The sequence below is a fragment of the Sphingopyxis sp. 10G20-10 genome (assembly GCF_057365075.1).
On sequence record NZ_CP195117.1, the window covers coordinates 2,764,954 to 2,785,000 of the forward strand.

Below are 20,047 nucleotides of genomic sequence, written 5' to 3' on the forward strand. Positions count from 1 at the left end.
CTTCAGTCAGAGTTTTTAAAACCGCAACTTTGCTTGTCGGACGCTGCCCGTCAATCCCCCCCGACAAGCCGCGTAGCGTCAGACGCTTTCGGTCTCGACCGCTTCCAAGGCTTCGAGCCATTTCGCTTCGGCGGCTTCGACTTCGGCGGCAACCTGACCGCGTTTGCGTGCGAGGTCGCCCATGGTCATTTTGGCCAGCGCCGGGTCCGCACCGGACGGATCGAACATTGCGCGATCAAAGGCGGAGACTTTCGCGGTGAGCTTTTCGACCTCGGCTTCTAACTGCTTGGCCCGTTTACGCAGGTTCGCCTGGGCTTCACGCGCTTTGGCCGCTTCCTGGCGAGCGGTCTTGGCATCCTTGGGCTTTGACGCGGGTTTGCCTGCGTCATCCTTGCCGTTGCCAGTGCTTTTGCCAAGGATCAGCGCGACATATTCGTCCATGCTGCCGTCGAAATCGCGCGCCGTGCCATCATCAACAAGCACCAAGCGGTCGGCGGTGAGTTCGAGCATATGGCGATCATGGCTGACGAGCACGACCGCGCCGTCAAAACCATTGAGCGCCTGAACCAGCGCTTCGCGCGCGTCGACGTCCAGATGGTTGGTCGGTTCGTCGAGGATGAGCAGGTGCGGGGCGTCGCGCGTGATGAGCGCCAGCGCCAGCCGCGCGCGTTCGCCGCCCGACAATTTGGCGACTTCGGTGGTCGCCTTTGGCCCCGAGAAGCCAAAACGGCCGAGCTGCGCACGGATCGCGCCTTGCGTCTTGCCCACCATTACCCGCGTCATATGGGCGAGCGGCGTGTCGTTGCCGTCGAGTTCTTCGACCTGATATTGGGTGAAATAGCCGACGCGCATCTTGCCCGACGACGCCATCGCACCCTCCATCGGGGCCAGTTGTGCCGCGAGCAAACGCGCCAGTGTCGTCTTGCCATTGCCGTTGCGCCCGAGTAGCGCAATGCGGTCATCTGGGTCGATGCGCAGGTTGAGGCGGCTGAGGATCGGCGTGTCGGCGACATAGCCCACACTCGCCAAATCAAGCGTAATCAGCGGCGGTTTCAATTCATCGGGGCTGGGGAAATCGAACACCAGGCTCTGATCCTCGACCAGCGCCGCAATCGGCTGCATCTTGGCGAGCAGCTTGGCGCGCGATTGCGCTTGCCGCGCGGTCGAGGCGCGGGCGCTGTTGCGTGCGACATAATCCTGCAACTTGGCGCGCTGGGCATCCTGTGAGGCTTTGGCGGCGGCGAGCTGGGCGATGCGTTCGGCACGTTGGCGCTCGAACGCATTATAGCCGCCGGGATAGAGCGTGACCTTCCCGCCTTCGAGGTGGAGGATATGGTCGACGACATTGTTGAGCAGGTCGCGCTCGTGGCTGATGACGACGAGCTGTCCCGGATAGGATTTGAGGAAAGTTTCGAGCCACATCGTCGCTTCAAGGTCGAGGTGATTCGAAGGCTCGTCGAGCAACAGCAGATCGGGATGCGAAAAGAGCAGCGCCGCGAGCGCGACGCGCATTTTCCACCCGCCCGAAAAATTGTCGAGCGGCTGGCCCTGCATCTCTTCGTCAAAGCCCAGACCGATCAATATGCGCGCAGCGCGGGCGGGTGCGGTATAGGCGTCAATCGCTATCAGCCGTTCGTGAACATCGCCCAGTTTGTGCGGATCGGTGATGGTTTCAGACTGCGCCAGCAGTTCCGCTCGCTCGGTATCGGCGGCGAGAACGGTGTCAAAGGGGGTGGCGGTGCCGTGCGGTGCTTCTTGCGCGATATAGCCGATGCGCGTCTTGCGCGGCATGTCGACGCCGCCCTCATCGGCCTCCAGCTCGCCGATCAGCACTTTCATCAGTGTCGACTTGCCCGCGCCATTGCGGCCGATCAGCCCGACACGGCTGCGCGCCGGCAAACTTGCCGTTGCACGATCGAGGATCGTCCGCCCGCCAAGGCGCACCGTGATTCCGCTGAGGGTCAACATGCGCGCGCCCCTAGCATGGTGCAACGCACAACCCAAGGGGTCGGGTGCAGTATCATGCCAACCCCGGCACTGGGCAGACCGAATCGGGCAACGCCGTGGTGGCGCGCGGTACCGTGCTGATCGGTGGTTTCACCCCTGTCATTCATTCGGAAGGTCACAAAGGTCACACTAGGTCCCCCCTCTCTTTGCCTTCCCGGTCGATTTTCGCGGCATCGGGACAGGATGCGGAATGGTGTAAGAAAAAGGTGACTCGCAATGCATAGGCTTTGCATGAAGCATAACGCGACAAAGTAGGACAGCCCTTGGGAGCCTAGCTAATGCGCCGCGCCCATCGATACCTGCTTGGGAAGCGGTGCCAACCACACGGCGATGGCGGCGATCACAAAGATGACGCCAGTGGCGAGGAAAAGATGGACGACCCCCAGCGTCGCCGCCTGCACCTCGACCATCCGGTCGATCGCCATACGCGCCTGTTCAAAGGTCATCCCGACCCGTTCGAGCGCCGACTGGGTAGCCGCCGGATGGTTCAGCGAAGACACAATTTCGGACCGGGCGACGCTGCTCGTCCGGTCCCAGGCGGTTGTCGCGATGGCGGTACCGATCGCGCCGCTGAGCGTGCGCAGGAAACTCATCAGACCGGCCGCCGATGTCTGGTCCTCGTCCGGTACGCTGCTGAGCGCGAGCGCGGTCAGCCCGACGAAGAAGAAGGGCATTCCTATCCCCTGCAGCAAATGCGGCATCGAAAGCGTCCAGTAATCGACGTCGGCATACCATTTGGCGCGCAGGATCGAGACAAAGGCCATCCACAGGATCCCGGCGCTGATCGAGATGCGAATGTCGATCTTGCCGATCAGCCCGGCCGCGACCGGGGAAAGCAACACCGCGAACACCCCGATCCACGCAACGATATAGCCCGTTTCGGTCGCCGTGTAGCCGATGACGCTTTGCAGCCATAAAGGCGTCAGCACGACCTGCGCGAAAAAGGTTCCAAAACCGAGCGACAGGGCGAATGTCGACATGGTGAAACCACGAAAACGAAAGACGCGCAGATCGACGACCGGATTGGCGTCGGTCAATTCCCAGATGATGAAGGCGACAAAGCTGATCGCGGAGACGATCGCCAGCATGACAATCCAGCTTGATCCGAACCAGTCATGCTCGCGCCCGGTGTCGAGCATGATCTGAAACGCGCCGACCGTCAGCACGAGCAGGATAAGCCCGACGACGTCGATCCGCGCCTTGAACCGCTTTGTCTCAAACGGAGACAGCAGGCTGGATACACCAAATGCGCAGAGGGCAACGACGGGCAGATTGATAAAGAATATCCACGGCCAGCTCCAATTATCGCTGATCAGTCCGCCGAGGATCGGGCCGACAATCGGCGCGGTGGTGGTGGTCATCGCCCAGATGGCCAGCGCGATCCCCGCCTGTTTACGCGGGAAGATGCGCAGCAGCATGATCTGTGACAGCGGCATCAACGGACCGCCAGCCAGCCCCTGTAATACGCGGAACAGCACCAGCGCGTCGAGCGTGCGCGATACGCCGCACAAAAAGGAAAACAGCGCGAATCCCAGGATCGAGACCAGAAACCAGCGCACCGTGCCAAAGCGCATGGCGAGCCAGCCCGTCAGCGGCACGCTGATCGCATCGGCCACCGCATAGCTGGTAATGACCCACGTCCCCTGCGTCGGAGAGACTGCAAGGCCGCCCGCGATATGCGGAACCGACACATTGGCGATGGTCGTGTCGAGCACGACGATAAAATTCGCCAGCGCCAGCGCGAACGCGGCGGCCAGCAGCCGCCCGCCCGTCAGCGGCTTCGGTTCGGCGGAGGCTCCTATAGGAAGGGCGGCGCTGGCCATGGTCTTTCCTGGCGCTCTTTACTTGCCGCGCGTGTCGATTGTCGCTTCCATCGACAGGCCGACACGAAGCGGATTCGCTTTCAATTCCTTGGAGTCGAGCGCGATGCGTACCGGCAGACGCTGCACCACTTTCACCCAATTGCCCGTCGCATTCTGCGCGGGAATCAAGGCAAAGGCCGCACCGGTGCCGCCAGCGATTCCGACAACCTTGCCATGATAAACAACATCGCCGCCATAATAGTCAGAGGTCAGCTCGACCGGTTGGCCAAGGCGGATTTTCTCGAACTGGCTTTCCTTGTAATTGGCGTCGACATAGGCGGTTGCGATCGGAACGATCACCATGATCGGTGCGCCCGCCGCGATGCGCTGACCCACCTGCACCTGACGGTTGGTCACAATGCCGTCGACCGGCGCGCGGATGACCGTGCGGGCGAGGTCCAGCTTTGCCTTGTCGAGCCGCGCCTGCGCCGCCGCAACGTCGGGCGCGGTGTCGATCGTCGTTCCGCGCACCACCGCCTCGCTCGCGGCAAGGTCGCCGCGCGCCGACCCGCGCGTCGCCTGCGCCGAGACGATGCCTGCGGCGGCGAGGTCGCGCGCAGCAATTGCCTGCTGAAGCGCGGCGCGGGCGGTGGTCAGTTCTTCACCCGAGACCGCGCCGGTATCGGCAATGCTTTCCCGCCGCGCCAGTTCGGCGCGCGCTTTTGTCACCATCGCATCGGCATCGCGCAACCGGGCCTGCGCCTGTGCAATCTCTGCCCCCCGCGCCGTGACGCGGGCGCGGGCGGCGTTGGCCGTGGCGTCGGCTTGCCCGTAATGCTGGCGCGCCTGACGCAAGGCGGCTTCGGCATCGGCGAGCGCGATGCGTTGGTCGGCATCGTCGAGGGTAACGAGAATATCGCCCTTTTTCACGGCTTGCGTGCCGCTGACATGCACCGATTTGACCGGTCCCGAAACCAGCGCGGTGACCGTCGCTGAATCGGCTCCGACATAGGCATTGTCGGTCGAGACACGCCCCGCCTGGGTCAGGAAATACCAGATGCCCCACAGCGCCGCGATGGTCAGCACGACGATCGCGAGGATGCGCAGCAATTTCTTGCGCTTGGCCAGACGCTCGCCATTGGTAGCGGGAGTGGTCTCGGCGATTTCGGGGGCGGCTGTAGCCGTATCATCGGCCATCGTCATTCTCCTGTTGTGCTTTGTGCCCGATAGCCGCCGCCAAGCGCGCGGATGAGGGAAATATCGAGCGATTGCTGGCGCGCATCGAGGTCAGCCACCGAGCGGCTGAGTGCCACCATGCTGTCCTCTGCGGTCAATTGTGCGAGCTGGTTGGAAAGTCCGGCGCGATAACGAAGCCCGGCAAGCTTCGCCGCCTCAGCAGCGGCTGTCAGCGCTGCACGGCGTTCGTTCAGTTGGCGTGCCGTGGCGGCCCGGCTTGCCACAATGTCGGCAACATCGCGGAGCGCCCCGATCAGCGTCTGGTCATAAGTGGCGACGGCGCTGTCATATTCGGCGCGCGCGCCGCGATAGCGGGCCGCGATGCGTCCGCCGTCAAAAATCGGCAGGCTGATCGCGGCACCGCCATTGCCATATTTGGACCCGGCGTCGAACAAATTGCCAAGACCTAGCGACTGAAAGCCGACGAGCGCCGACAAGCGGATGTTCGGATAAAAGTCGGCACGCGCGACATCGATGCGCTTGGCGGCTGATTCGGCGCGAAGCCGCGCAGCGACAATGTCGGGACGCCGTCCGACCAGTTCGATCCCTGCATTATCGGGCAGGCCCACGTCAGGCGCGTGAAGTTCTGGCCGTGTAATCGTCCGTCCGCGATCCGGCCCCGCACCGATAAGGGCTGCGATGCGGTTGCGGGTAAGGCTGATCGCTTCTTCGGTCGCCGCAATGTCGCCGCGCGCGGCGGCGGCCCGGCTTTCGGCCTGACTCGCACTCGCCTGATTATCGAGGCCCGCACGGGTGCGGTCAGCCGTCAGTTGCGCGCTCGCGCTGCGCACACGCAGCGCTTCTTTGGCAACGTCTAGCGCCCGATATTGACCGGCGAGATCGATATAGGCGGCGGCGATGCCGGTGGTCAGCATCAACCGTGCCTGCGCCGCATCGACCCTTGCCGCTTCGGCTTCGGATGTTGCGGCGGCGAGCGCGGCGCGGTTCTTTCCCCACAGATCGAGGTCAAAGGCAAAGGTCGCGGCGACATGGCCGGTGTCCTGCACACCGTCGGGCACGAATTGCGGAGGGATACCCGTATTTTTGCTTTGTTGGGTACCGCCCGCACTTGCCTCGGCGCCGACGCTGGGCAGCAGGGCCGCACCCGCCTGCCGCGCCATCGCGTCGGCGGCGCGCACCCGTGCGGCGGCGATGGCGACATCCGGGGATCCTGTCAGCCCTTCGGCGATCAGCGCATCAAGCTGTGCGTCACCAATCGCGTGCCACCAGCCCTTAGTCGGCCATTCGTTTTGCACATCTGCAAATGTCGCGCGCGATTCGAACGACCCGGCACCCGCCAATGCTGGCCGGGAACCAAGATCGGGAACGCTCGCGCAGCCAGAGAGCAGGCCGACTATCACGACTGTGGCGGGGAATATTCTATGCATGGCCTCTAACGATACTATGTGGTATCATTGGCCAATGGGCCTGAGGAAAAAGAATGTCAATCGAAATGATACCAGACAGTACGGTTAAATTGGACGACGCTGCGGCGGCGCGGCGCAAAGCGTTCGTCGATGCGGCTCGTGTGTTGTTTTTTGCCAATGGCTATGCGGGGACAACCATGTCGTCGATCGCCTGTAAGGTGGGCGGATCGAAAACAACGCTCTGGACCTATTTCCCGTCGAAGGAGGACCTGTTCGCCGCCGTCGTCGATGATATCATCGAAAATTATGGCACGGTGCTCAAGCTCCCCTTACCGGTCGACGAAGATGTTATGAGCGTTTTACGCCGCTTTGCGAATGCCATGGTCAACACATTGATGTCGGACACGCTGCTCTCACTCTATCAACTCGTTGTCGGCGAAGCGCAGCGCTTTCCTAGCCTTTCCAAGACATTTTATGACCACGGCCCCCGCCGCGGCAAGGCGCGGTTGGCCGCGTGGATGGAAGAAAAAATGGCCCGAGGCGAATTGCGCCAAAGCGATCCGTTGCAGGCCGTGATGCACTTCGCCGGGTTATGCCAGTCGGGAATGTACCAGTTTGCCATCCTCAACCTGCCCGATGCGGACCGTCAGGACCACGACCGCATCACGGCCGAGGTGGAAGCCGCCATCGACACTTTCTATCGCGCCTGGAAACCCGACACCCATGATTGATATGGCTGCGCAGCTTTCAGACCATGAATTACGCCCCTTGCCAGTGAGACCAAAATGACCAGTACCGCTTTCTATCCGATCGGCACGCCCGGCCAACCTTGGGGTGAGGAGGAGCGGAACCAGTGGCGGGCAAGCCAGCCGCGTCAGCGCCGCTATGACAAGGATGTGGTGCCGCGCATCGAAGCGCTGGCCAACCGCTTTGAAAGTCTCGCCTACGGTCAGCTCGATTACGCCGGTGAGGCCTACACGCTCTTCGCCCTTCGCAACGGCCCCCACGACCCTGCCCTGCCGACAGCTCTCGTAACCGGCGGCGTGCATGGGTATGAAACGAGCGGAGTCATAGGGGCGCTTCAATTCCTGGAAACCCGCGCGGCCGACTATGCTGGCAAAGTGAACCTGTTGGTGGCGCCATGTGTGAGCCCTTGGGCTTATGAGCGCATCAATCGCTGGAATTATGATGCCATTGACCCCAACCGCAACTTTCGCGCGGATAGCGACGCGCGCGAGTGTTCGGCTTTGGTAGAGCTGGTCGCTTCGCAGACCGGACCATTTCTGCTGCATATCGACCTGCATGAAACAACCGACAGCGACGAGGGCGAGTTTCGTCCCGCCTTGGCCGCGCGTGATGGCAAGGGTTACGAGCCGGAGGGCGTTCCCGACGGCTTCTATCTGGTGGACGACAGCGACAATCCGCAACCGGCTTTCCAGCAGTCCATCATCGCGGCGGTCGAACAGGTCACACATATTGCTCCGCCGGATGACGATGGCAAAATCATCGGATCGCCCGTCGTCGGACACGGCGTGATCGAATATCCGCAAACCCAATATGCGATGTGCAGCGCCGTAACCGGGGCGCGTTTCACGACAACCACCGAGGTTTATCCGGACAGCGCGCGCGCCACGCCTCAGCAGTGCAACGAGGCACAAGTGACCGCCGTATGCGCGGCACTGGATTTCGCGCTTGCCCATGCATGAACCGGGAGCGATGGCGGCCTAAATACCCCACCCCTGCGGACACAGATTTTCCGCGCCTAACCTGTCGCGTCGACGGCCTCATTGTCGTTGAGACGTTCCGTTCATTGCGATAGCTTGCTACGCGACAGGGGGCGCGCGCATGATGCAGGTGATTTCGATGCGAACCATGCTGGTTGCGCTGGCGCTTACCGCCTTGTCGGCGCTGGGCGTCCTTGCCGCGCTGTCGGCGATTGGCCCGAACTGGGAGGCCTATGCCCCGGCCACTTGCACGGCGACACATTGTTTCTGCGAGCTGCCGCGCATCGGCGCGCTCGTGTTGCAGCCCGCCAACAGCTGGTCATCCTTTGGCTATGTCCTGATCGGTTTCCTGATGATGGGCCGCGCTGGCCAGCGCGACGGGGCGTCGGCAATGCCGCCGATCGCGGCGCGCACCCTGGGACTGACGGCAATCATCGTCGGGCTTGGCTCGGCGCTGATGCACGCGACGTTGACCTTATGGGGCCAGTTTCTCGATGTGCTCGGCATGTATCTGGTGGGCTCATTCTTGCTGGTACGCGCTCTGGCGCGGTGGCGCCGCATCCCCGATAGCCGCGCGATCGCTCTTTATGTCGCGCTGTGCAGCTTGCTGGTCGCGGTATTGATCATCCTGCCCGAGGTGCGGCGCTGGCTGTTCGCGGGGCTGTTGACCCTCGCCATTCTGGTCGAACTGGTTTTTGCGCGACCGTTGCGACCGGCCGCGCGTCTTTCCTACTATCTCGGCGGCATCATCACCATGGCCATGGCGTTCGGGATCTGGATTCTCGACCAGAACGGCGTCGTCTGCGCACCGCACAGCCTGTTGCAAGGCCATGCGGTCTGGCACGCACTCGGTGCGGCCTCGCTATGGATGTCGTTCAGCTATTATCGCAGCGAGCGTTTGGCGGGCGACCTCGGCTCGCTGTGACCTATCACCCAGCGATTGGGTGCCCGACGCCCTGCCCGATATCTTTGCGGCGAAAAGCGTCAGCCTTTGGTTTTTGAGCACGCACCATTTGACAAACGCCAGCCATCGACGCCACATCTACGCGATGGGGAGAAACAGGTGACCGCCAAAATGTCGCGCCCGACCAGCTTTGATGTTGCGGACCGCGCGGGCGTGTCGCAGTCGACCGTATCGCGCGCGCTGCGGGGCAGTCCGGGGGTCAACGCCGAAACCCGCGCCCGCGTCGCCGCCGCCGCGCGTGAACTCAACTATGTCGTCGACCGCCACGCCTCTTCGCTCCGCCTCAAAAGCAGCGAAACATTAGCGCTCGTCTGCATCTGCCGCCCCGGCGAGGATCGCAGCGCGATCAACCCCTTTTACTTCACCCTGCTCGGCAGCATCGCGGCAGCCACCTCGGCGCGCGGGTTTAACCTGCTCGTCTCGTTTCAGGAAAGCGCCGACAATTTCCGCTCCGATTTCGTGACCAGCGGGCTGGCCGACGCGCTGATCGTCATCGGCACCACCAGCAACACCGCAGCCTGGGATTATTTCGCGCAGCAACAGGCGGCGGGACTGGACTTTGTCTGCTGGGGCAGCCCCGGCGGCGATTTTCACTGGATGCGTAGCGACAATGACACCGGCGGGCGTCTTGCCGCCGAGCATCTTGTCGCCGCAGGTCGTCGCCATTTCGCCTTTGTCGGCCCTGCCGATTCCGCCCCGCGCCAGTTTGAGGAACGCCTTGAAGGCTTTGCCGCAGCACTCGCGGCGCACAAGCTCACCCCCATCGGCTGGCCCGCCGCCCCTGCCCTCGACCGCCATGCCCAGGGCGTCGCCGCCGCCCACGCTCTGCTGACCGCGCACCCCGACACCGACGCCATTTTCGCCGCCAGCGACATGCTCGCGCTCGGCATCTTGCAGGGGCTGAAGGAAGCGGGCGTGCGCGTGCCCGAACAGGTCGCGCTGGTGGGCTTCGACGGCATCCGCGCCGGCACCCTCGCCGACCCCGCGCTCACCACCTTAGAGCCTGACCTTGATGCGGCGGGCGAAGCATTGGTCGCGATGGCGCTGGAGGACAGCGACTATAGCCAAAGCGGCGCCCGCATCCCGGTTCACCTCGTCGCGCGCGGCAGCGGTTAGCCTGCGATTAAGACAGATGGGCACGGGCCATTTGATCGGGAAGCGCCGGTGATCGCCGAATTCAACACCTGCAAATCAGACGAGCAAATATGTCGACGCCACAAAAGGGCTGAGCAGAGGCACAGGCTGTACCTAACAGGTTGGTGACTACGTCTGACTAAATTAATTTGGATGCGCGAGCATTTGCTCTCATAGGTCTTCATGCTCCCGCACCAACTCGCTTGCTATGTGCTTACAGTTCGAACGCAGAAAAGCCCCGGCAATTATATACTTGACTTAGCAGACGGTCTAAGGCATTGTTTTCCTACAGACAGGGAACAATGCGATGACAAACCTTACCGACCCTATTTTCCACAACGAAGAAGCAGCCAGCGCGCACATCGAAGCGTCGCGCTGGGGCGGCGAGCCAGTTTGCGCTCATTGTGGTTCGACCAACATCACTCGCATGGGAGGCAAGACGCAGGCTGGCATGTTTCAGTGCAACGATTGCCGCGACAAGTTCACCGTTCGCACCGGCTCGGTCATGGAGCGCAGCCACGTTCCCTTGCACAAGTGGTTGCTCGCTACTCACCTGCTCGCGTCGTCTAAAAAAGGCATCAGCGCCAGCCAAATCGCCCGCAATATCGGCGTCACTTACAAGACCGCATGGTTCCTATGCCACCGTATCCGCGAAGCGATGGACGGTGCGGACAATCGCGGGCCTTTGGGCGGTCATAACAAGGTCGTTGAAGCCGATGAAACCTATGTCGGTGGCAAGGCTAAGAACCGCTCAACCCGTCGCCCTGCGCCTAAGAAGGCCGTTGTTGCCCTTGTCGAGCGTGACGGCCACGTTCGTTCCATGTTGCCAACGTCAATGCCAAGCATCTGCGCGGCCTGATCGTTACCAATGTTGACCGCGCCTCTTGGTTGATGACTGACGAAGCGATGGTCTACACCAAAGTTGGCCGCGAGTTCGCCGGTCATTCGGTCGTCAATCACAGCGCCAAGGAATATGTCACCAAGGGCGGGTTTCAGCACAGCAACACTGCTGAAAATTTCTTCTCCATTTTCAAGCGCGGCGTGATCGGCACCTATCACCATATGAGCGAAGCGCACCTTGGCCGCTATACCCGCGAGTTTGATTTTCGTTACAACACTCGCGGGATGACCGATGGTGAGCGCGCTGCGCTCATTCTCAAGGGCGGTGAAGACCGTCGCTTGACCTATCGGCGGATTGACAGGCTCGCCGCCTAAATACGCTGTCACGGTTCGCCAAATAGGCGAGCGCCGCAAACGCTACTTAGTTTGACTCGACTCTCGCCGCTTCCTCTTGTTAGCCTCGTGAGGCTTGTGGGGGGTGGCGAGCATCTTCTTTAGCGCCGCCTCGCGACGGGCCACCGTTTCAGCTTCGGAATAGGTTTCGAGTTTATCAGATTGACCGGACATTATGGACCCCAAAGCTATACACAAATCCCTTAGCCGACTTCAAACCGCAACTGATGCCCTTCAAAGATTAGAAACCGAGAGAGACCCCAAGCGATATGCGTCGGATTGGTATGTGTTCCTGGTTGCATGGAAGGCCATCTATACCATTCTTGAACAAGGTTCAAAAGCTAGTCCCGTTTCCCGACAATGAACCGCCCCGGGATTGTCGGAGGCTCCAACTCTTGAGTAGATGGAGTCCTTATGAGCAAGACAACGAACAAGTTTTCACCGGAAGTCCGCGCCCGTGCGGTGCGGTTGATATTGGATCACGAAGGCGATTATCCGTCCCGCTGGTCAGCGGTGGTGTCGGTTGCGGACAAGATCGGCTGCGCGCCGCAGACGCTTCACGAGTGGGTGAAGAAGGCGGAGGTCGATAGCGGTAAGCGCGCTGGCGTGCCAAGTGATACGGCCGACAAGCTGAAGGCGCTGGAACGCGAGGTCCGCGAGCTGCGTCAGGCCAACGAGATTCTTCGCAAGGCATCAGCATATTTTGCGCAGGCGGAGCTCGACCGCCCGTTCAAGCGATGATCGCGTTTATCGATGATAACCGCGAGCTTCATGGGGTCGAGCCGATCTGCAAGGTCTTGCCGATCGCCCCTTCCACTTACCGCAAACATGTCGCGCAGCGGCGGGATCCATTGCGCCTGTCGGCGCGGGCGAGACGCGACCTGGCGCTCAAGCCCGAGATCGCGCGCGTGTTCGCCGAGAACTTCGCTGTTTACGGCGTGCGCAAGGTCTGGCGGCAGATGAGGCGTGAAGGGTTCACCATAGCTCGCTGCACCGTTGAACGGCTGATGCGCGATATGGGTTTGCACGGGGTGATCCGTGGCAAGCCCGTCGGCACCACGATCAGCGATAAAGCTGCGCCCTGTCCGCTGGATCGCGTCAACCGGCAGTTCCATGCCCCGGCGCCGAACAGGCTGTGGGTCTCGGACTTTACCTACGTCTCGACCTGGAGCGGGTTCGTCTATGTCGCATTCGTGATCGACGTCTATGCCCGCTACATCGTAGGCTGGCGCGTCAGCCGGACAGCACATACCAGCTTTGTGCTCGATGCCCTGGAGCAAGCTTTGCACGACCGCCGACCGGTCCATCGTGGCGGACTGGTTCATCACAGCGACCGCGGATCCCAATATGTATCTATAAAGTATACTGAACGCCTCGCAGAAGCCGGCATCGAGCCGTCGGTCGGCAGCGTCGGCGACAGCTATGACAACGCTTTAGCGGAGACGATCAATGGCCTTTACAAGGCCGAAGTGATCCACCGCCGCGGACCATGGCGTTCCTTCGAGGCCGTCGAGTTCGCCACACTGGAATGGGTCGATTGGTTCAACCATCGGCGTTTGCTGGAGCCAATCGGCAACATCCCGCCCGCCGAAGCCGAACAACAATACTATGCCATGCTGGACGACACCGCCATGGCAGCATAACTTATACCAAATGGCCTCCGGCAATCCCGGGGCGGTTCAATATAGATGCGGGAGCCGATCCGAATGAGGCAGGCCTCGAAGCCGTTGCTCTTGCCGTTATAAATCCACCAGCGGACGGTCTTCTCGCCAAAGGCTGGGAAGGCCGAAACCAACTGGTCGATTGTCAGGATGTTTTCGCTATCCATGGTCAGACCCTTTCATTGTTAGTGATTGGTCTGCCTACTTATGGTGGCGGGCGGAAATCTGCCGTTCTTTGGCCTGACCCTGTCAAAATTGACAGGTCGGAATGGCGGGCCAGACATACTGTCGGTTGCTGTATATGACTGGAGGGTTCCGCCCCTTCCCGTCAGCTTTCTTGAGCATCGATCTAAGCCACTGAGTTGCGCAGTTCGTCTGCGAATTCCGTGAGCGCCGATGAAGCACCTTCAAGCGCTGTAAAGGCATAGGGGTTGAGGAATTGCCGCCCCCAGAAGAAGTTGCGCTCAGTTTCGGAAAGCCTTGCCTCAGCGCATACTGCTGTCCAATTGTTGGCAATGCAGCGCAGTTGGTTTTCAATGATGTTGATCGCCTCATTCTGAGACAGTAGGAAGTGGTGGGATGCCTCAATACAGGTCTGGACACGGCTAGCGCGGTTTTCGTCGGTAATGAGCATTGCCTGTGTCGCTTCCTGCCCCGCCCGCCCCTGCGGGCAAATGTCATACGCGGGGGTGAGCGATAGCATTTCGCCGTCCCAGAAAGCTGCGTGGTTACGGGCGTGGTCGTCGGTGTTCCCCGAGAGGATATTGAACACGATCCGCGAGAACAGCTCCCGCAGCGTCTCTTGAGGGTCTGTGAAGCGGTGGCGGATGATGTCGGCAAGATCGGCATAGCTCGCGTAGCGTGCCATCATTTCGTCCAGCCCCAGCATCGTCAGCGCTGAGACCATCATCTTGCGTTGCCAGGCTGCGCCAACCTTGAGACGGTCGAAGCGCTCAACCAGCAGCACATCCTTGCCAGAGGCATTCACGAGTGAAACCGGGGCAACATTGAGGCCGCAAAATTTAGCGAGGCGCATGGCGACAAATTCAGCTTTCACCACGCTGTAGACATCGGACGTCGACGAGAACTTCGCGACATGCTTGATGGCACCATCCTCGATAAGTGCCTTCGGCCGCGCGCCGCCAATCGAGCTACCATGGTGCAATGCCTGGTCAAGTTCGGGGGAGAGGGGGATACCCTTCTCTACCCTTTGGGCGGACTCCATTAGTTCTTCGAGTGTGGCGTTCGTGAGAGAGCGCGGCACATACTCGCTAGGCGAGAGCTGAAAATCGAGCGCACCAATACGATCCGAACCTGACTCCAAAAGGAAGGTCAGTTCGGAAAGCTCAAGATTGTCGAGCTCGTTGCCTTTAATGCCAAACTTTTTGTTAAGGATGACACGCCGTCCCCATGCGTCCGGCGCAGCGTCACGGAGGCTGCTCGGCATGGTGAGGCCGTCAGGGAGCGGGAGCTCTCCTGGCTGGAGCGGAAGTTCGGGCAGGTATAGCGGGATCGCGTCCTCGCGTTCAAGGTAGCTCTTACCGTAGTTGAAGTGGACGAGACCGTTCTCTGCACTCAAGCGCCCAGCAACGATGGGCTGGGTCGCATCAGGCAACCAAACCCAGACGTAGGCCTCATCGTATTTGGGCAGCTTAGAACTCATCGACGACCTTCTTTCTGGTCTTGTAGACGTGCTTGGGAAGGACAGCGATGCGGTCGTCCATGCGATCTGAAAGGCGATTGATGCCCTTCTCGTCGCTCTCGAAGAGCTTCACGCCGACCAATGCAGCTGCTTCAAACATGATACCGATTTCCACCTTGGGGTCGCCTCGCTCCATGCGCTGAAGTGTGCTGCGCGCAATGCCCATACGTTCGGCCAGTTCCACCTCGGTCATCTTGCGCTGCTTGCGCCCATGACGGATCATCTTGCCCAGCAGGGCAATTCCTTCAGTCGTGTAGCGTGCATAGGTGCGCTTTGGTGTTGACATTGTTCAAACCCGTTTGATTTACTCATAGGTCAAATCTACGCGATTTGACCGCCTCATAAGTCATTATGGGTGTAAGCGATAATGATGTCAACTATATTGACCGACACATAGGTCAAATCAACGCGATATGACTGTTATATCGGTCAATACGCAGATCCTTCGCTTATCGAAGGAATCTGCAAATCTCGAAGCAAGGGCATTCAGAGCGCCAAAACGAAAAGGGCCTGGCAATCGCCAAACCCTTGGGAGATGGTTGCGGGGGTTGGATTTGAACCAACGACCTACAGGTTATGAGCCTGTCGAGCTACCGGACTGCTCCACCCCGCGTCATCATTCAAAATATGGGCTGAGTTTGCAGAATTTTCAACAGCCACCACTCGTAAGCGCAAAATTCCCCCCACATATTCATGATCATCGAATTGGCTATGAAGCTCCTTGTTGAAAGGAGGTGACTTCATGGTGGAAGATCAGGGGAGTTTGGAAACAAGTTTCGAAACCAGCTTCGAAACCGGGCCGCAGCGCGCGGTACGCATGGATGTGATCCCGGCGGGCCGGGCGCGGCGATCATGGTCAGGCGAGGCGAAGGCGCGGATTGTTGCTGCGAGCTTTGCGCTAGGTGCCAATGTCGCTGAAATTGCGCGTGCCAATGACATCATTCCGCAGCAGCTTTATCGGTGGCGACACTTGTGCCGCAAGACTGACAGCATGGGCTTTGTCCCGGTGGTGGTCGACCAGGCAGGCGGCCCTACACCCGTTGGGTTGGCGGGCGAGATCGTGATCCGGACGGGGGCGATATCAATCCATGTACCAGAAAGCGTCACGGCTGAGCATATTGAGCGGGTTATAGCAGCGGCAAGGCAACTGGCATGATTATCCCGCCTGGACTGCTCAAGGTGATGGTCGCGACCAGGCCTGTCGACTTCAGGAAGGGAGCGATCAGTCTTGCCGCGCTTGTCGAGCATGAGCTTGGCATGAAGCCGTTCTCGGGCACGGCGTATATCTTCCGTTCGCGGCGCGCGAACAGGATCAAGCTGCTGGTCTGGGACGGCACCGGGCTGGCCCTGGTGAGCAAGGTTCTCCAGACTGGAGGCTTTTACTGGCCGCGGGTTGGGGACGGGGCAATGCGACTGACGGCGAGCCAGGCATCGGCGCTGTTTGAGTGTCTGCAATGGACGCGAATGCACAGTCCGCCGGTGAAAAAGCCGCTGCTTACACGCTAGGTCGCACGCCTGATTCCGCTGGTCGAAAAGTGATTGCGAACGGGACGGAATGTGCCAGAAATAGCGCATGTCCGTCACTCCTGCTGACCTTCCCGACGATATCGCGATCCTGAAAGCCATGGTGATCGCCGGGCTGGAACGCGAGGCGCGGATCCAGCATCTGCTCGATCTGATCCGTCGCACGACGTTCGGCAAGCGCTCGGAAAAACTGAGTGAAGACCAGCTGACACTTGCGTTGGAAGACGTCGAAGTGGCGCAAGCCGAGCTGCTGGCGCTGGCCGAGCAATCGGACGCTGCGGCAGGGCGCAAGAGCGAGCGGACACGCAAGGAGCCTGGAGCGCCGCGGGCATCGCTGCCCGGGCACTTGCCGCACATCGAGGATGAGATCCTTCCTGACGAAACCGAGGGCCCGTGCTGTGGCGGTGCGCTGCATTGCATTGGCAGCGACATATCGAAGCGTCTCGATGTCATCCCGGCGCAGTACCGAGTGATCGTGACGTCGCGTCCGAAAATGGCCTGCCGGGTATGCAGCGACGGGGTGTTCCAAGCGCCGGCGCCCAAGCATATCGTGCCCGGCGGCCTTCCGAGCGAGGCGCTGATCGCCGATGTCATCGTCAAGAAATACGCCGACCATGGACCGTTCTACCGCCAGGCGCAGGCAATGCGCCGCCAGGGGATCGAGATCGACCGGGGCACGATGTGCAACTGGGCGGGACGCAGTGCGGCCTGGCTCGCGCGGATCACCAACCAGATGAAGGCCGAACAGCTCTCGAGTAGCCGACTGTTCGTTGACGAGACGACCGTCAGGGACTGGCGCCGGGCACCGGCAAGGTAAAGATCGGCTATTTATGGGCAGTGGCGCGTGACGACCGCGCTCATGGCGGAGCGGATCCGCCGATGGTGGCCTACAGCTACATGCCAGGCCGTGGGAAAATATGGGTTCAAAAGCTGCTCGGTGACTACTGCGGTATCGTCCAGTGCGATGGCTATGCTGCCTATAAGCATATCGAGGCGTCTGATCGCAAGGGCGGCCCGGGAACGCTTGCCTTTTGCTGGGCCCATGTAAGGCGTGGCTATATCGACGATGCCAAAGACGGCCATGCAACGGTTGCAGCCGAAGTGCTCCGGCGGATCGCGAAGCTCTACGAGATCGAGGCGAGGATCCGCGGCTTGAGCGCCGAGGAACGGCTGGTTGTCCGCCGCGCGGAATCGGCACCGGTGATCGCGAATATGCAGCCCTGGCTGAAAGACATGTTGCCCAAACTGGCGAAAGGGTCGGGGACGGCCGCAGCCGTTGGCTATACCCTCAATCACTGGAAAGGCCTGGTCCGGTTCCTTGACGATGGTCGGATCGAACTCGACACCAACACCGTCGAGCGATCGATGCGCCCCATTGCGCTTCAAAGAAAAAATGCGCTGTTCGCGGGCCACGTTCTTAGGGCAGAAAACTGGGCGACAATCGCGACGCTCGTCGAAACTTGCAAGCTCAACAATATCAACCCGCAGGCCTACCTGGCTGATGTTCTCGCAAGCATCGTAGACCGCACAGACGCGGATCCCATCGATGATCTGCTTCCATATAACTGGGTCGATAGTCGCGCTTCGGCCACGCGCAGGCCGCCTAACCTATCCCCGTGGGGGAAAATTTGCGCTTACCACCACTCGACCGCTGGCTGCTGAGATTTGCTGTCGGCAACTGTGCCAATTTTGATCTTACTGTGCCAAAATTGTGCCAAATGCAAAAAACAAGGGGCTAGCTTTTCAGCTAACCCCTTGATTTATTTGGTTGCGGGAGTTGGATTTGAACCAACGACCTTCAGGTTATGAGCCTGACGAGCTACCGGGCTGCTCCATCCCGCGCCACCAATATAGCAGCCCGCATTGCGGGCTGCAAAAACAGCTACGGGGCGACATTTCTGTCGCCCCGCTAACTTTGTGAATGGGTTTCCCGTCAATCTGTCCGCACGTCGGCTACAATGCCTGGCGACGTCCTACTCTTCCGTTGCTTAAGCAGCAGTACCATCGGCGCTGTCAGGTTTCACGGCCGAGTTCGAGATGGGATCGGGTGGATCACTGACGCCATGGTCACCAAGCAATGAAGCCGGCGTGGGTCAAATTGGGGTTTCAATCGATGTCCGTGCATATCTTTATAAAGGCTGCGAAAAAATCATCCACAAATCGCGGACAATATATCAGAATTGTCGTTGATGGTGGGACTCTTCAAGCGCGAATAGAGCAATTAGTATCGGTTAGCTCCACGCGTTACCGCGCTTCTACATCCGATCTATCAACGTGGTGGTCTTCCACGGCTCTATGAAATCTTATCTCGAGGGAGGCTTCCCGCTTAGATGCTTTCAGCGGTTATCCCGTCCATACATAGCTACCCTGCTGCGCGGCTGGCGCCACGACAGGTACACCAGAGGTATGTTCAACCCGGTCCTCTCGTACTAGGGTCAACTCCTCTCAAATTTCGACGCCCACGGCAGATAGGGACCAAACTGTCTCACGACGTTCTGAACCCAGCTCACGTACCACTTTAATTGGCGAACAGCCAAACCCTTGGGACCTGCTCCAGCCCCAGGATGTGATGAGCCGACATCGAGGTGCCAAACGATTCCGTCGATATGAGCTCTTGGGAATCATCAGCCTGTTATCCCCGGCGTACCTTTTATCCGTTGAGCGATGGCCCTTCCACTCGGGACCACCGGATCACTATGACCGACTTTCGTCTCTGCTCGACTCGTCAGTCTCGCAGTCAGGCAGGCTTATGCCATTGCACTCTCGCAGACGGTTTCCGACCGTCCTGAGCCTACCATCGCGCGCCTCCGTTACTCTTTAGGAGGCGACCGCCCCAGTCAAACTACCCGCCACAGAGGGTCCCTGATCCAGTTTCATGGATCGAAGTTAGACATCAGAAAACAACAGGGTGGTATTTCACATTATGGCTCCACATCAGCTGGCGCCAATGCTTCAAAGCCTCCCACCTATTCTACACAGTTCTTTCCTAATGCCACTCTGAAGCTGCAGTAAAGGTGCACGGGGTCTTTCCGTCTAACCGCGGGTACTCCGCATCTTCACGGAGAATTCAATTTCGCTGAGCATCTCCTGGAGACAGTGGGGAAGTCGTTACGCCATTCGTGCAGGTCGGAACTTACCCGACAAGGAATTTCGCTACCTTAGGACCGTTATAGTTACGGCCGCCGTTTACCTGGGCTTCATTTCGCGGCTTGCACCACTCCACTTAACCTTCAGGCACCGGGCAGGCGTCAGGCCCTATACGTCGTCTTGAAGCCGACTTAGCAGAGCCCTGTGTTTTTGCTAAACAGTCGCTACCCCCTGGCCTGTGCCCCCTCATAATGGTTGCCCACTATGAGGGCCTCCTTCTTCCGAAGGTACGGAGGCAATTTGCCGAGTTCCTTCAGGAGACTTCTCTCAAGCGCCTTGGTATACTCTACCATTCCACCTGTGTCGGTTTAGGGTACGGTCTATAATGGAGGGGCTATTTCCTGGAACCTCTTCAAAGCCTGCTCAATCCAATAAGAGCAAACAATTTACGAGATCCGTCACACACCTCCAGGCCCACGAATATTAACGTGGTTCCCATCGACTACCCCCTTCGGGCTCGTCTTAGGGGCCGGCTTACCCTGCTCAGATTAGCTTTAAGCAGGAACCCTTGGAATTTCGGCGACAGGGCATCTCACCCTGTTTATC

The 20,047-nt window shown here is 60.0% G+C and carries 14 protein-coding genes, 2 tRNA genes, 2 rRNA genes, 2 pseudogenes and 1 other annotated feature (1 of these 21 cut by a window edge); of the genes and pseudogenes, 9 read left to right on the plus strand and 11 right to left on the minus strand.

Going from position 1 to position 20,047, the window contains the following annotated elements; genetic code table 11:
* Positions 1–78: 78 nt before the first annotated feature.
* From ACR3XE_RS13500 to ACR3XE_RS13515, 4 genes are all read right to left on the minus strand, one after another.
* Positions 79–1,968 carry an ABC-F family ATP-binding cassette domain-containing protein gene (locus ACR3XE_RS13500; RefSeq protein ID WP_473699685.1) on the minus strand — a complete coding sequence of 630 codons (1,890 nt, stop codon included), beginning with the start codon at positions 1,966–1,968 and terminating at the stop codon, positions 79–81.
* Positions 1,969–2,282: 314 nt separating this feature from the next.
* Positions 2,283–3,830, minus strand: coding sequence for a DHA2 family efflux MFS transporter permease subunit (locus ACR3XE_RS13505; protein ID WP_473699684.1), 1,548 nt, complete (start codon positions 3,828–3,830; stop codon positions 2,283–2,285).
* Positions 3,831–3,848: 18 nt separating this feature from the next.
* Positions 3,849–5,006, minus strand: a complete 1,158-nt coding sequence (locus ACR3XE_RS13510) for an EmrA/EmrK family multidrug efflux transporter periplasmic adaptor subunit (protein WP_473699683.1) — start codon at positions 5,004–5,006, stop codon at positions 3,849–3,851.
* A gap of 2 nt (positions 5,007–5,008) precedes the next feature.
* Positions 5,009–6,433 (minus strand): efflux transporter outer membrane subunit, encoded by a 1,425-nt coding sequence (locus tag ACR3XE_RS13515; protein WP_473699682.1) that lies wholly within the window; start codon positions 6,431–6,433, stop codon positions 5,009–5,011.
* 53 nt (positions 6,434–6,486) lie between these two features.
* Between ACR3XE_RS13515 and ACR3XE_RS13520 the strand changes: the two genes are divergently transcribed.
* The 6 genes and pseudogenes from ACR3XE_RS13520 (at position 6,487) to ACR3XE_RS13545 (ending at position 13,110) form a co-directional block, all read left to right on the plus strand.
* On the plus strand, positions 6,487–7,143 hold the full coding sequence (locus ACR3XE_RS13520) for a TetR/AcrR family transcriptional regulator (RefSeq protein WP_473699681.1): 657 nt from the start codon (positions 6,487–6,489) through the stop codon (positions 7,141–7,143).
* Positions 7,144–7,197: 54 nt separating this feature from the next.
* A complete protein-coding gene (locus ACR3XE_RS13525) occupies positions 7,198–8,118 on the plus strand; it encodes a M14 family metallopeptidase (protein WP_473699680.1) in 921 nt (306 codons plus the stop codon).
* A 139-nt stretch (positions 8,119–8,257) separates the two neighbouring features.
* On the plus strand, positions 8,258–9,061 hold the full coding sequence (locus ACR3XE_RS13530; protein ID WP_473699679.1) for a ceramidase domain-containing protein: 804 nt from the start codon (positions 8,258–8,260) through the stop codon (positions 9,059–9,061).
* 138 nt (positions 9,062–9,199) lie between these two features.
* Positions 9,200–10,216 carry a LacI family DNA-binding transcriptional regulator gene (locus tag ACR3XE_RS13535; protein ID WP_473699678.1) on the plus strand — a complete coding sequence of 339 codons (1,017 nt, stop codon included), beginning with the start codon at positions 9,200–9,202 and terminating at the stop codon, positions 10,214–10,216.
* A gap of 325 nt (positions 10,217–10,541) precedes the next feature.
* A pseudogene (locus tag ACR3XE_RS13540) lies at positions 10,542–11,449 on the plus strand (IS1595 family transposase).
* A 432-nt stretch (positions 11,450–11,881) separates the two neighbouring features.
* Positions 11,882–13,110, plus strand: a protein-coding gene (locus tag ACR3XE_RS13545; protein WP_473699677.1) for an IS3 family transposase whose coding sequence is annotated in 2 segments (ribosomal slippage) — positions 11,882–12,170 and positions 12,170–13,110 — 1,230 coding nt in all. Because the reading frame shifts where the segments join, the coding sequence is not laid out codon by codon here.
* Positions 12,163–12,279 (plus strand) — a sequence feature (AL1L pseudoknot). (Overlaps the previous gene by 117 nt.)
* Here ACR3XE_RS13545 and ACR3XE_RS13550 read toward each other — a convergent pair.
* From ACR3XE_RS13550 to ACR3XE_RS13565, 4 genes are all read right to left on the minus strand, one after another.
* Positions 13,074–13,295 (minus strand): hypothetical protein, encoded by a 222-nt coding sequence (locus ACR3XE_RS13550; protein ID WP_473699676.1) that lies wholly within the window; start codon positions 13,293–13,295, stop codon positions 13,074–13,076. The genes ACR3XE_RS13545 and ACR3XE_RS13550 overlap by 37 nt on opposite strands.
* Before the next feature lie 182 nt (positions 13,296–13,477).
* Positions 13,478–14,791 (minus strand): type II toxin-antitoxin system HipA family toxin, encoded by a 1,314-nt coding sequence (locus tag ACR3XE_RS13555; RefSeq protein ID WP_473699675.1) that lies wholly within the window; start codon positions 14,789–14,791, stop codon positions 13,478–13,480.
* Complete coding sequence (locus ACR3XE_RS13560) at positions 14,781–15,116, minus strand: helix-turn-helix transcriptional regulator (RefSeq protein WP_473699674.1); 336 nt, start codon at positions 15,114–15,116, stop codon at positions 14,781–14,783. The genes ACR3XE_RS13555 and ACR3XE_RS13560 overlap by 11 nt, the downstream gene beginning before the upstream one ends.
* 250 nt (positions 15,117–15,366) lie before the next feature.
* Positions 15,367–15,443 (minus strand) — tRNA-Met (locus tag ACR3XE_RS13565).
* 129 nt (positions 15,444–15,572) lie between these two features.
* Here ACR3XE_RS13565 and ACR3XE_RS13570 point away from each other — a divergent pair.
* The 3 genes and pseudogenes from ACR3XE_RS13570 (at position 15,573) to tnpC (ending at position 18,016) form a co-directional block, all read left to right on the plus strand.
* The gene (locus ACR3XE_RS13570) at positions 15,573–15,986 is read left to right on the plus strand and encodes a transposase (protein ID WP_473699673.1); all 414 of its coding nucleotides are present in this window, start codon (positions 15,573–15,575) and stop codon (positions 15,984–15,986) included.
* A complete protein-coding gene (gene tnpB, locus ACR3XE_RS13575) occupies positions 15,983–16,336 on the plus strand; it encodes an IS66 family insertion sequence element accessory protein TnpB (RefSeq protein ID WP_473699672.1) in 354 nt (117 codons plus the stop codon). The genes ACR3XE_RS13570 and tnpB overlap by 4 nt, the downstream gene beginning before the upstream one ends.
* A 67-nt stretch (positions 16,337–16,403) precedes the next feature.
* Positions 16,404–18,016, plus strand: a pseudogene (gene tnpC / locus ACR3XE_RS13580) (IS66 family transposase).
* A 103-nt stretch (positions 18,017–18,119) separates the two neighbouring features.
* Here tnpC and ACR3XE_RS13585 read toward each other — a convergent pair.
* The 3 genes from ACR3XE_RS13585 to ACR3XE_RS13595 form a co-directional block, all read right to left on the minus strand.
* Positions 18,120–18,196 (minus strand) — tRNA-Met (locus tag ACR3XE_RS13585).
* Between the two features lie 118 nt (positions 18,197–18,314).
* A 5S ribosomal RNA gene (rrf, locus tag ACR3XE_RS13590) occupies positions 18,315–18,429 on the minus strand.
* A 126-nt stretch (positions 18,430–18,555) separates the two neighbouring features.
* A 23S ribosomal RNA gene (locus ACR3XE_RS13595) occupies positions 18,556–20,047 on the minus strand (it continues 1,303 nt past the right edge of the window).